This window comes from Thalassotalea sp. SU-HH00458 (genome assembly GCF_040362795.1).
Lineage (GTDB): Bacteria > Pseudomonadota > Gammaproteobacteria > Enterobacterales > Alteromonadaceae > Thalassotalea_H > Thalassotalea_H castellviae.
In genome coordinates, this window is sequence record NZ_BAABWW010000012.1 from 24,908 (window position 1) to 36,474 (window position 11,567).

General features: G+C 38.3%; 12 protein-coding genes. 8 read left to right on the plus strand and 4 right to left on the minus strand.

Annotated elements, in window-relative coordinates:
• The first annotated feature begins 29 nt into the window (after nucleotides 1-29).
• The 3 genes from ABXH06_RS16140 to ABXH06_RS16150 are packed head-to-tail and all read left to right on the plus strand — an operon-like array spanning nucleotide 30 to nucleotide 5,798.
• The gene (locus tag ABXH06_RS16140; protein ID WP_353518857.1) at nucleotides 30-2,282 is read left to right on the plus strand and encodes a tellurite resistance TerB family protein; all 2,253 of its coding nucleotides are present in this window, start codon (nucleotides 30-32) and stop codon (nucleotides 2,280-2,282) included.
• Nucleotides 2,283-2,286: 4 nt separating this feature from the next.
• Nucleotides 2,287-3,606 carry an ATP-binding protein gene (locus tag ABXH06_RS16145; RefSeq protein WP_353518858.1) on the plus strand — a complete coding sequence of 440 codons (1,320 nt, stop codon included), beginning with the start codon at nucleotides 2,287-2,289 and terminating at the stop codon, nucleotides 3,604-3,606.
• Nucleotides 3,603-5,798, plus strand: a complete 2,196-nt coding sequence (locus tag ABXH06_RS16150; RefSeq protein ID WP_353518859.1) for a DEAD/DEAH box helicase — start codon at nucleotides 3,603-3,605, stop codon at nucleotides 5,796-5,798. Before ABXH06_RS16145 ends, ABXH06_RS16150 begins: the two co-directional genes overlap by 4 nt.
• A gap of 224 nt (nucleotides 5,799-6,022) precedes the next feature.
• Here ABXH06_RS16150 and ABXH06_RS16155 read toward each other — a convergent pair whose 3' ends face one another.
• The 4 genes from ABXH06_RS16155 to cadR form a co-directional block, all read right to left on the minus strand.
• Nucleotides 6,023-6,238 carry a GDCCVxC domain-containing (seleno)protein gene (locus ABXH06_RS16155; protein WP_353518860.1) on the minus strand — a complete coding sequence of 72 codons (216 nt, stop codon included), beginning with the start codon at nucleotides 6,236-6,238 and terminating at the stop codon, nucleotides 6,023-6,025.
• The gene (merC, locus tag ABXH06_RS16160; RefSeq protein WP_058405786.1) at nucleotides 6,226-6,615 is read right to left on the minus strand and encodes an organomercurial transporter MerC; all 390 of its coding nucleotides are present in this window, start codon (nucleotides 6,613-6,615) and stop codon (nucleotides 6,226-6,228) included. The genes ABXH06_RS16155 and merC overlap by 13 nt, the downstream gene beginning before the upstream one ends.
• Nucleotides 6,616-6,676: 61 nt before the next feature.
• The gene (locus tag ABXH06_RS16165; RefSeq protein ID WP_353518861.1) at nucleotides 6,677-7,054 is read right to left on the minus strand and encodes a MerR family transcriptional regulator; all 378 of its coding nucleotides are present in this window, start codon (nucleotides 7,052-7,054) and stop codon (nucleotides 6,677-6,679) included.
• 42 nt (nucleotides 7,055-7,096) lie between these two features.
• On the minus strand, nucleotides 7,097-7,486 hold the full coding sequence (gene cadR, locus ABXH06_RS16170; protein WP_353518862.1) for a Cd(II)/Pb(II)-responsive transcriptional regulator: 390 nt from the start codon (nucleotides 7,484-7,486) through the stop codon (nucleotides 7,097-7,099).
• Between the two features lie 77 nt (nucleotides 7,487-7,563).
• Here cadR and ABXH06_RS16175 point away from each other — a divergent pair, with 77 nt between their 5' ends.
• The 5 genes from ABXH06_RS16175 to ABXH06_RS16195 all read left to right on the plus strand — a co-directional run bounded on the left by ABXH06_RS16175 (nucleotide 7,564) and on the right by ABXH06_RS16195 (nucleotide 11,557).
• Nucleotides 7,564-8,223: a cation diffusion facilitator family transporter gene (locus ABXH06_RS16175; RefSeq protein WP_353518863.1), complete on the plus strand. Its 660-nt coding sequence runs from the start codon at nucleotides 7,564-7,566 to the stop codon at nucleotides 8,221-8,223.
• 10 nt (nucleotides 8,224-8,233) lie between these two features.
• Nucleotides 8,234-8,965, plus strand: a complete 732-nt coding sequence (locus tag ABXH06_RS16180) for a transglutaminase-like domain-containing protein (protein WP_353518864.1) — start codon at nucleotides 8,234-8,236, stop codon at nucleotides 8,963-8,965.
• Nucleotides 8,952-9,854: a cation diffusion facilitator family transporter gene (locus tag ABXH06_RS16185; protein ID WP_353518865.1), complete on the plus strand. Its 903-nt coding sequence runs from the start codon at nucleotides 8,952-8,954 to the stop codon at nucleotides 9,852-9,854. Before ABXH06_RS16180 ends, ABXH06_RS16185 begins: the two co-directional genes overlap by 14 nt.
• 56 nt (nucleotides 9,855-9,910) lie before the next feature.
• The gene (locus tag ABXH06_RS16190) at nucleotides 9,911-10,261 is read left to right on the plus strand and encodes a hypothetical protein (protein ID WP_353518866.1); all 351 of its coding nucleotides are present in this window, start codon (nucleotides 9,911-9,913) and stop codon (nucleotides 10,259-10,261) included.
• Nucleotides 10,262-10,402: 141 nt separating this feature from the next.
• On the plus strand, nucleotides 10,403-11,557 hold the full coding sequence (locus ABXH06_RS16195; protein ID WP_353518867.1) for an efflux RND transporter periplasmic adaptor subunit: 1,155 nt from the start codon (nucleotides 10,403-10,405) through the stop codon (nucleotides 11,555-11,557).
• Nucleotides 11,558-11,567: the final 10 nt, after the last annotated feature.

Sequence of the window (11,567 nt, forward strand, 5' to 3'; positions counted from 1 at the left end):
GTTTCAACTGTAAGAATAAAGGGAATTACATGGAATTACTCATCTTTATCGCTGTTTGTTATGTTCTATACAAAGTATTTGGTAGTTCAAAGCCACAATCAAAACCTGTAATCAAAGCAACCAGTAGAGTCCAGAAAGAAAATCAAACGAGTAATTTTAGCCGCTATTCAGACGATGAAGACGATGAGAATGAACTCGCGACTTTTACGATATCTTATGGTCATGAAGAAGAAAAGAGTAAAAACAACACTCCCGGGAAATGGATATCCAGCAGTGCTTCTATCAATGTGAATGGGGTTCAGATTCGCGGAAACTTATACTATGGCGGCAAGTTAAAAGCCCTTGATAATGGTTATGGTTATCAGGAGACGGAAGCATCGCTCGTAGATGACTCGCTCAAGATTACTCCATCAGATTTTTTCTATACAGATCAAAGCCTCGCTTATTGGCCTAAGTTTATTTCACTTTCACCACAAGCGAGAGGGGCATATTTAAATTGGTTAGCAAGTGAGAGAAATCACCCGGATACACCAATTGGTTACGTTTTTATTTATTTTTATGGAATTGAACGTCGAGTCATTCATGATGCAAACAATAAGCAGGTTTCAGATAGTGAATATTTAGGACTGTTTGAAGAAGTAGGCCGATTGAAAGGGGTTTACAGTGAGAGTAGATCATTTTTCAATTATGCGACTCGATTAATTGAGTTCATGTGTCTGCAACGCCCTGATGTTTGCAAAATTGATGTTGAAAGCTTTTCCTTCGCAAATGACTCACTGCTGTTTAAGTTTGAATTATCTAAAGTTGTTGCTTCAGGCCAATCAATTTCCTCACAACTAGCTTTATCTTGGATTAAATTTTATCCAGAATATAAGTTTAGAACTCCTGCGAGAAGGTGCACAAAAGAGTTTACAGCACTGTTTAAAACTAGATATGAAGAAAAATATGGCGATGGCATTATTGTTAAGCCTAACAAAACAAAGCTGAATATCAGTTACAGGCCCGCCAGTAGCACGTTAAATAGTGTAGAAATAAATCAAGAAGACCTCCCAGATCCAAGTATGCTGAAAGGCCCAACTAAAAAATTAATAGCCATCGCAGATATTTGTACAGAAGAACTTGAGCAATACAGTCGCTATATTGGGAAAAAAGACACATCTAGCGATGACATTGCAGCATTGCTTTTATTGCCTGAAAAATTAATTAGTAGTAGTTCTTCATCAGCTATAACTAGTTTCCGAACTTGGGCAAACAATGCAATTCAACAGAATTCTGGCTTAGTATCTTTAACTGAATTTTGGAAAATGACAGGTGAAAGTCTTCCAGAAAAGTTGAACAAAAAAGAAATGGAATTAATCCAAAATCTTACTGGTAAGTCAGGGTTTGGTTTTGCTCCTGATCCTCGTTATCACAAGGCCAAACCTGCACTCGATGGAAATTTGGTTTTATTTGTTGAAGGCCATGGAGATTACTTTGAACCATCCAAGTCGTTTAACGAAGTTGCAATGGCACTTAGACTTGGCGCTATGGTAGCGACAATTGATTCTCATATAGATGAACATGAATTAACAGTACTGCACCGCCTCATAGAACATGATACAAAACTTTCGCCAACAGAGAAAAAGTCACTTAAAGCCTATGTTACTTGGCGACTAAATACACCATCAAATATGAACGGTTTGAAAGCTAGGCTTGAGAAGTTGGATGAAAAAGCTAAATCTTTAGTCAGCCATATTTTGGTTACTGTCGCTTTGGCAGATGGAAAGATTGATCCTACCGAGATAAAACAGCTAGAAAAACTCTACACTGCTTTGGGTTTAGATAAATCACTTGTTACGAGTGATATTCATAATATTTCGTCTAAAAAGTCTTTAGGCACAATTCAAAAAGAATCAAAACAAAGTGAAGTTGATGCTTTTGCACTTGATGAAGAACTATTGGCTTTACATGAATCTGAAACAAGTGATGTACAGAGTATGTTAGGTTCAATATTTGTTGAAGATGAACCTATGGCTGAAGACAATGTTTTCGTCGAATCTGCTCCAGATCAATCCAAGTCAGGGCTTGATAGCAAGCATAGTAGTCTCTATCAAGAGCTTGTAACAAAAGAGGTATGGGCTAGAAATGATGTAATTGAGTTATGTCGTAAACTTGACCTTATGGTTGATGGAGCTATAGAAACAATTAACGATTGGTCATATGAAACGGTTGAAGCTCCCGTACTAGATGATGACGATGATATATATGTAGATTTGGAAATAGTCGAAGAGTTAAAGGGATAATAAAATGGTTTCTAAGCGTATTAGGTCAAAAGAACGAGATGCAATAATTCAATCGTTGAAATCTGGGGTCACTCCTAAAATCGGCATCCAACATATTCAAGTTGGCCGCTCAAAAGAATTAGAAGCACTTTATAGCGACATCGAAAAAATTTGTGATGGTGGCTCAGCCTTTAGGCTAATTATTGGTGAATATGGTTCAGGGAAAACGTTTTTTTTAAGCGTTGTACGTTCAATTGCTCTAGAGAAAAAGTTGGTAACAGTAAATGCTGACTTATCACCCGACAGACGAATCCATGCATCGGCAGGACAAGCTAGAAACCTCTATTCTGAATTAATGCGGAACCTTTCAACTCGTAACAAACCTGATGGTAATGCACTTACCAGTGTTGTTGAAAAGTTTATTACAGAAACGGTAAAAGAAGCTGATGCGAAACAAGATAAAGTTTCAAATGTAATTCATACTAGATTGGCTTTGCTATCTGAACTGGTAGGTGGTTACGATTTTGCCAAAGTGATAGAAGCATACTGGAAAGGTCATGAGCATGATGACGAGCAGCTTAAAGTTAATGCAATTCGGTGGTTAAGAGCTGAGTATTCTACAAAAACAGATGCTAAAAAAGACCTAGGTGTTAGAACCATAATTTCAGATGCAACTTTTTATGACTCACTTAAACTTATGAGCCTATTCGTGCGTCAAGCTGGGTATGAAGGACTACTTGTTAATCTTGATGAAATGGTTAACTTGTATAAATTGAATAGCACACAGGCTCGTACGTCAAATTATGAACAAATATTAAGAATACTGAACGATTGTCTACAAGGAAGTGCCGAGTCTTTGGGTTTTTTGTTGGGCGGGACACCGGAATTTTTGTTAGATCCTAGAAAGGGCTTGTATAGTTACGAGGCTTTGCAATCACGTTTAGCTGAAAACACATTTGCTCAAAAAGCGGGTGTTATCGATTACTCGTCCCCAGCGCTTCATTTAGCCAGCTTAACACCAGAAGAACTTTATATTCTCCTTAAGAATTTACGCCATGTGTATGCAAGTGGCGAAGTTGAAAAGTACCTTGTACCTAATGATGCACTTAAGTCATTCTTGCATCATTGCAGTCAGACTATTGGTGACGCTTATTTTAGAACACCAAGAAATACCATTAAAGCGTTTCTAGATATGCTAGCAGTAATGGATCAAAACCCAAATATCCAGTGGTCTGAATTGGTTAAGAAGTTAACAGTAGAAGACGAAAAACCAAGTGATCTAGATATTGAGTTTCATGATGAGAGTGATGCTAAATCAGATGACTTGGCTAACTTTTCTTTATGATTGAACCGTACAAATTACTTGATCACAGAGTACAGAAGTGGCTTTTCAAACAAGGTTGGCCTGATTTAAGGGAGATCCAAAAGAAGTCTATTCCGCCTATTCTCGCGGGTAAATCTGATGTTCTGATCAGTGCTTCTACAGCAGCTGGTAAAACAGAAGCATTCTTTTTACCTGCTTGTAGTGCAATTGCTGATGACATTGATGGTTTTGGCATTTTGTATATTAGCCCTTTAAAAGCGCTAATTAACGATCAATACAGGCGACTTGAGAGTCTTTGCGACTTGCTAGATATGCCAGTAGTTCCTTGGCATGGGGATAGCCCACAATCGCTAAAGAATAAAGCTAAAAAGGACCCGAGAGGCGTTTTATTAATAACACCAGAGTCTTTAGAGTCTTTATTAATTAGAGATCCTAAGTGGGTTAAAAGTGCTTTCAATAATCTAAAGTATATTGTCATAGATGAATTTCATGCTTTTATTGGTTCTGAAAGGGGCCATCAGCTGTTATCTCTCTTAAATAGAGTAGAACACTTATTGGGAAGATATAGCAATCCGGTGCCAAGAGTGGCCCTAAGTGCTACGTTAGGTGAGTTGGAGAAAGTTCCTGCATTGCTTCGCCCGAATGAAACGTTGCCATGTGAATTGATTACTGATGAAAAGCATAAATCTCAACTCAGCATCAAAGTCCACGGATATGTAGAGCCAATAATTACTGAAGAAGATGACCAACGTTACCCAGCCGAATACCAAATTTGCCAAAAGCTATTTGAACTGTGCAGGGGAGACTCACATTTAGTATTTGCAAATAGCAGAAAGCGAACGGAAAGTATCGCGGTACAGCTTAGTGACTTTTGTGAGCAACAGCTCGTACCTAATGAATTTTTTCCTCATCACGGATCACTGGCTAAAGAAAGTAGAGAGGAGCTAGAGGCTCGTCTTCAAAAAGAAACTCTTCCAACAACTGCGATTTGCACCATGACACTTGAATTGGGTATAGATATTGGAAAGGTCAACTCAGTCGTACAGGTGGCAGCACCGCATTCAGTTTCAAGCTTAAGACAAAGAATGGGGCGCTCAGGTAGACGAGGTTCTCCAGCAGTTCTGCGTATGTTGATAGCTGAAAATGAATTAACTGAAAACTCCAGTATCGTTGATTGCCTGCGATTAGAGCTAATTCAGTCCTTAGCAATGATTAGATTATTAATAAGCAACAAGTGGTTTGAACCTGCTGATAATCAATTAATGCATTTCTCTACTTTGCTTCATCAAGTACTAGCTTTAGTAGCCCAATGGGGAGGAGTTAGAGCAGATCAACTATTTGAACTCCTTTGTAAGAATGGCCCTTTTCAGCATACAACGGCTTCGCAATTCAAATCTTTGTTACAACATATGGGAAGCCAAGAATTATTAACACAGATCTCTAGCGGTGAACTTGTATTAGGTATTAAAGGTGAACGCTTAGTAGATCATTATTCGTTCTATGCCGTATTCAAAACGCCAGAAGAATATCGAATTATAGTCGGAAACAAAACTCTAGGAACATTGCCAATAGACTCTTTGGTATTGGAAGGCCAACATATTGTATTTAGCGGACGTAGATGGAAAGTCGTAGATGTTGATACAGATAAGAAGACTATTTACGTCGAGAAAACCAAAGGCGGAAAACCACCAAAGTTTGGGGGAGAAGGCATGTCTATTCATAACCGCGTAAGACAAGAAATGTTTCAAATCCTATCAGAAGGAGACTATAGAATTTCAATTGGTGAGCATAAAGTCGATTTTATAGATCCTCAGGCTAAAGTGATGTTCGAAGAGGCGGTTAACTATTTCCAACAAGCTAACCTAGCTAACATTTGTGTCGTACAGCAAGGTAAAACCACATGTATATTTACTTGGATGGGCGACAAAGTTATTAATACTTTGGTGGCGCTGTTGAACAAAAATGGTTTTGAAGTAGGGGCATTTGGTGGTGTGATTGAAGTTGAAAAATCCAATGTGGAAGAGGTAAAACGATTATTGTCCAAATTAAATGCGGAGTCTCTACCGAGTGAGTCAGATTTAGCAGCTTCAGTCGTAGAAAAAAATATCGAAAAGTTCGATGAATATATACCGAATGACTTGCTGAACTTCGGTTATGGCAGCAGAGCCTTTAATATAGCCGATACGAAAAGTTGGTTGACTAATCAATTCTGACAATCCCTTGTGTTCGTATAACGGGCGTTGGTTTATTGAAATTGAGATAGCACTTATCAGCGATAAGCGGACATTGACCTTTAATTTTTTAATGGCAGCAGTTAGCCATAAGCCGACATTAGCTTTTCAGAAATTAAGTGCAGCTCAGGCGTGAAGCTGCCCTTGAATAGTCACAATAGTCACAATAGTCACAATGGTTAGCACAAATTAAACAATCACATCCGCTAGTTCGTGCAACAATTTTGTCCTTCTTGAATGGGTGGACACTTTACCGTTCCATACGAACAATAAACACAGCAGTCACCCTTTAATGGTTTTAACAAAACTTTGCACGATTCACATTCATAATACCACTGACAAGCGTTTGTCGGCATTTCTTCTATTTTACTATACCCACATTCTGGACATGTAATAGTCGACTTTAGCTCTATACGTTGCATGTTTGCTCCCTTACTGGTTTTACTATATCCAAAACTGACATAACGACCATTAAGCAAATACCAAAGTAAAATAGGTATGTGCTCCAATCATATTGCCAAAGAGGATAAAGCGTTAATAGCACTGCTACAGGCCCTAGAATGCTGAAGGCAGCTCTGGTATGGCTTTTATTTTTGTGCCAGTTGTATAAGTTTACTAGTAGCGCCAGAGTTGCAAATATAGGTAACAAGGTATTTACAGCAATCCCCTCAAAGTGAGAAAGAAAACCTAACCCCAACGCTGATGCTAATGAACCGAGTGCAGGGAAACACCCTGTACAACTAAGTGCTGCAAGCCAAACCCCGCCTGAGCCAACTTTATCTAAAATTTTATTTATCATTTGAAAGTCTATTGGTTGATATTACCAGCACTTTAAACTCCGTATATAAGTACGGAGTCAATCATTTTAATGAATCAATTATGGGGCAATGTGTTGGATCTTCGTTTTGCATACAGGTATTTGTCATACCCACAATTACTTTCTCTAAACGTTGAAGGTCATTAATTTTGTCTCGAATGATTACTAACTTTTGTCGGCTTAATAGCTCAACTTGAGCGCAGTTGCTGTCCATAGACATTAGCGATTTTATTTCTCTTAACGTAAAACCGAGCGCTTTGGCTTTTGTAATGAACCTAAGTTGTCCTGCTATTGATTCGTCGTATTGTCTATAACCAGATATTGGTTTTTCAGGTTGTGTAATCAGCCCTTCTCGTTCATAAAAACGAATGGTTTCTACATTTAAATTTAATGATTTTGCTAATTTGCCAATGGTTTTCATTATTGCCTTTGTGAATACTAATAATCTAAAGTTATATTTAGTTTAACTATCCAATGATTTGATGATGCCGCAAGCTTCAATTGTACCGCCTGATCCGCAGGTGCTTGCCATTTGCTGTAATTCAGCTTTAAGTGCCTTTAACTCTTTCATTCGTTGATTAACTAATTCGAGTTGTTGATCAATCAAGGCATTTACACTAGAGCAACTCTCCTCTGGCTTGTTTTTTAATTCAATGAGTCGCTTAATATCATTAAGCGGAATATCTAAACTTCGACAATGTTTGACGAATTCCAGCTCTTTTAGTGCCTTATTAGAATACAACCTGAAATTCCCTTCAGAGCGATCAGGATCTGACAGCAAGCCCTCCTTTTCATAATATCGGATGGTTTGTACTGAACACCCCGATGTTTTCGATAACTCACCTATTTTCATAAAATTTCCAAATAAACTTGACTCTATAGTAACTATAGATTTTATAGTTAGAGCATACAAGTTAATCGGAGATGAAAATGAGCGGTTGTGGATGTGAAGTTGAGCTAAAAGATAACCAGCAAAAAACGGTGCTTTATTGGCTTCTGGCTATCAATGCCTCGATGTTTGTTTTTGAAATTGGCTTTGGTTGGTTATCAGAATCAACGGCTTTAATTGCAGATTCGTTAGACATGCTAGCGGATGCAATCGTCTATGCAATTGCACTATACGCGGTGGGAAAGTCAATCCAACATAAGGCTAATGCTGCTTTAGTGAGTGGCTATTTCCAACTGGGGCTAGGCGTGCTAATTCTAATGGATATTGCTAGAAGGCTGCATGGTGAAAGTGAGCCTCACTCTTGGTTTATGATTGGCGTAGGCATGGTGGCTTTAGTTGCAAATGTGATTTGTCTCATCCTTATTCGAAAGCACAACAACGATGAGGTGCATATGAGAGCAAGCTGGATATTTTCAGCGAATGATGTGATAGCAAACCTTGGTGTCGTTATCGCAGGCATACTCGTTATGGTACTTGAACAACGCTGGCCTGATATCGTTATAGGCAGCATCATTTCAGTGTTAATTCTTCGAGGCGCTTATCGAATATTAAACGATGCCAAGCAAGAATTGGCATCTGCTCAAAAAACATGTGAAAAACCAAGTGAAGATAAACAAACAACCTCTTGTTGTTCAAAGTAAGGAGACACCTATGAATACTAAATGTTTAGAAAAAACCAAGATAGTTGATTTTGAACATTCTGCTATTCAAGCCTTAATCGCAGAGCGAAAATGGCTAGAACTTGATGACTTCAACAAAATTGGTGCAGCCTACCAATTCGTTAAAGATGAAATATTATTTGGTTACAACGAAAGCGATGATATTTCAGCAAGCAGTGTTTTAGCCGATGGTTACGGACAATGTAATACCAAAGGCAACTTACTCATGGCCTTGTTGCGAGGGTTAGGCATTCAGTGTCGTTTTCACGGCTTTACTATTGAGCAGCAATTACAAAAAGGCGCGATTCCAACTTATGTATTTTGGTTAGCACCTAAATATATCATTCATAGTTGGGTTGAAGTTTATTTCGAGGATCGCTGGATAAACTTAGAAGGCTTTATATTAGATGAGCAGTATTTAAGTTCACTACAGCACAAATTTAGCCAAATAAAAAATGAATTTTGTGGCTATGGCGTTGCTACAAAGTGTTTCTCTTCACCAGACACAAATTGGCGCGGCCAAGATACCTATATTCAAAAAGAAGGTATCCACGATGACTTTGGTGTTTATGATTCTCCTGATGAATTTTATCGTGAAAAAGGCACAAATTTATCAGGAGTAAAACGTTGGTTATATCAACGCGTGATCCGTCATCTGATCAATTTTAATGTAGCCAACTTAAGAAATAAGAGAGTGCCGGAGGTGCAAAATGCACAACCATAGCCACAGTCATTCGCATGGAAAAGACGACCGTATTGGTTGGGCATTTTTTCTGAATGTGACATTTACTATTATTGAGTTTATTGGTGGATGGCTTACTAACAGTACCGCAATAATGGCAGATGCAGTTCATGATCTTGGTGATAGTCTTTCAATAGGTTTTGCGTGGATTTTAAGTCGTTTTTCAAACAGAGAAGCATCAGATAAGTTTAGTTATGGTTATCGTAGACTTACGCTCTTTGGCGCATTGATAAACAGTATTGTTTTAATCATTGGCTCAATTTGGATTTTATTTGAAGCAATTCCAAGGCTGTCCAATCCTGAAATGCCAGTAGTCGAGGGGATGTTAGGTCTTGCCATACTTGGTGTTGCCGTTAACGGATATGCGGTATTCAAATTAAAAACGGGTGAAACATTAAATGAGAAAGTCCTGACATGGCACCTTCTTGAAGATGTACTTGGCTGGGTGGCCGTTATTATAGTTTCTATTGTACTGTTGTTTGTTGAAATGCCGATATTAGATCCTCTATTATCAATAGGGTTCACGCTGTTTATCTTGTTTAATGTTTTCAAAAACCTGAAATCAACACTCGTCTTATTTCTTCAAGCCGCACCAGATGAAGAGACTCAAGAAAATATAAAGCAATTACTAAATGAATTACCTGAAGTTATCGGTATCCATCATATGCACTTTTGGTCATTAGACGGGGAAAGTCACGTATTAACTGCTCACCTAGAGTTAGCCCATAACTTTGAGGTTGATAAATTAATTAGGCTAAAACAACAAGTGGCTATGAAACTTACTTCCTATAATTTGTCTCATACAACCATTGAGTTTGAGTTTCCTCAAGAAACTTGCCGTGATGAGCATGAAGAAAATGCTCATGACTAGCTCAAAAAGTAGTGCTCTGGTATACTAATTTTTCATATTTTTACAGGTATTTATTTTTGAAATTCACTGTTGCGTTAAAAATACTATTAGTCGTTTCGATTGTTTTGCAATCGTTGACTGCTGTTGTATCTGCAACGTCTGAAAATCATCAAATAGAGATAGAACACCTTCAAACTCAACATGATCATAACGATGACTTTAGTCTTCTGACGGAAAGTGCAGGTGACGAACATCATGATATTAAAGATTGTCACCATTGCGGTCATTGTAGCGGTAGCCATTTATCATGGATTTTGATCAATAATCTAAATAACTCTACAAAGTTATTCAATATCAATAACACTCCCTATCAATTCGATCAAACCAAAGCCTTCCTAGAGGCAATACTTCGCCCACCCATTTCTTAATTTAGTTGATTTTTAATGGTCTTTTTATCCTGTAAGAAAGGATATAAAGGTTAATTTTTATTAATTAAAGAATTAAGATTTCATATGTATACATATATTAAGAATACAGGTGTATGCCTGTTTCTCATTGCATCAGCTTTAATGAGCGGTGAGCCAAAAGCAAAGCAAGTATCGACAAATACGAATACTACATCTACTGAAGCGACTCATGAGTCTCATAAACATTCTGAAAAAGGAAGTTCACATGCTACAAAAGCGTTGGATAGTGAAAAGGAAGATGAACACGAAGAAGGCATAACCTTTAGCCCGAAACAAATGTCGCTTGCTAACATCAAAGTGGAAAGCGTCATCCCAGAATATCAATTTAGCACGGTATATGCCCCCGGTGAAATAAAAGCCAATGGTTATAAGAGCTATGTGGTTTCACCTCGTACTGAATCCGTCATTATTAGTCGCCATACAGCGCTTGGAGAACACGTAGAAATAGATCAAAAGTTAGTTACGCTATTTAGTGAGGCGATGGCACAAGCACAAGCAGACTATTTAATTGCCTCCACGGAATGGCAACGTGTAAAAAAGCTAGGTAATAAGACGGTGAGTGAAAGCCGATTACTACAAGCTGAAACAACATACAATGCGAGTTATGGGAAGCTCATCGCTTTAGGGTTAACTGAAAAAGCAATAAATGATATTTCTAACAAAGACATTAAAGCATTTGGACAATATACATTAACTGCCCAGCGTGAAGGTGTCGTGCTTCAAGACGACTTTATCCAAGGACAACGTGTTGATGCCGGAGATACTGTCATGTTGCTTGCCGATGAAAAGCAATTATGGGTTGAGGCAAAAGTTTCACCGAACAAAAAACTTAGTCTTTCAATTAACACACCTGCAACAATCAAATTGGAAGGTCAAAGTTACAAGGCCAAAGTTATCCAAGAAGCACATACAATCGACCCACAAACCCGAACCCGCATCATTAGGTTGGCTGTAGAAAACACCGAAGATAAACTCCATTCAGGTATGTTCGTCAAAGTCTATTTCCAGTTCGCCACAAAACAGAAAGTGATGGCTGTACCAGAAGATTCACTGGTCCGCAGTGCAGATGGTGATTGGACAGTATTTGTTGAAGACCATCCCGGAGAGTTTAAAGCCGTAGAAGTTGAACTTGGCCGTGCCTTGGGAAATCTTAGAGAAATCATTGGACTTGACAGTGGAACGCGAATTGTAACCAAAGGTGCATTTTTTATTGCTTCTGAAATCGCGAAAGGCGGATTTGATCCGCATAACCACTAAGGGGCAGACT

What these genes read in the sequence shown, in the direction of transcription:
- ABXH06_RS16140 (WP_353518857.1), top strand. Translation starts at nt 30, where the DNA reads ATGGAATTACTCATCTTTATCGCTGTTTGTTATGTTCTATACAAAGTA.
- ABXH06_RS16145 (WP_353518858.1), top strand. Translation starts at nt 2,287, where the DNA reads ATGGTTTCTAAGCGTATTAGGTCAAAAGAACGAGATGCAATAATTCAA.
- ABXH06_RS16150 (WP_353518859.1), top strand. Translation starts at nt 3,603, where the DNA reads ATGATTGAACCGTACAAATTACTTGATCACAGAGTACAGAAGTGGCTT.
- ABXH06_RS16155 (WP_353518860.1), bottom strand. Translation starts at nt 6,238, where the DNA reads ATGCAACGTATAGAGCTAAAGTCGACTATTACATGTCCAGAATGTGGG.
- merC (WP_058405786.1), bottom strand. Translation starts at nt 6,615, where the DNA reads ATGATAAATAAAATTTTAGATAAAGTTGGCTCAGGCGGGGTTTGGCTT.
- ABXH06_RS16165 (WP_353518861.1), bottom strand. Translation starts at nt 7,054, where the DNA reads ATGAAAACCATTGGCAAATTAGCAAAATCATTAAATTTAAATGTAGAA.
- cadR (WP_353518862.1), bottom strand. Translation starts at nt 7,486, where the DNA reads ATGAAAATAGGTGAGTTATCGAAAACATCGGGGTGTTCAGTACAAACC.
- ABXH06_RS16175 (WP_353518863.1), top strand. Translation starts at nt 7,564, where the DNA reads ATGAGCGGTTGTGGATGTGAAGTTGAGCTAAAAGATAACCAGCAAAAA.
- ABXH06_RS16180 (WP_353518864.1), top strand. Translation starts at nt 8,234, where the DNA reads ATGAATACTAAATGTTTAGAAAAAACCAAGATAGTTGATTTTGAACAT.
- ABXH06_RS16185 (WP_353518865.1), top strand. Translation starts at nt 8,952, where the DNA reads ATGCACAACCATAGCCACAGTCATTCGCATGGAAAAGACGACCGTATT.
- ABXH06_RS16195 (WP_353518867.1), top strand. Translation starts at nt 10,403, where the DNA reads ATGAGCGGTGAGCCAAAAGCAAAGCAAGTATCGACAAATACGAATACT.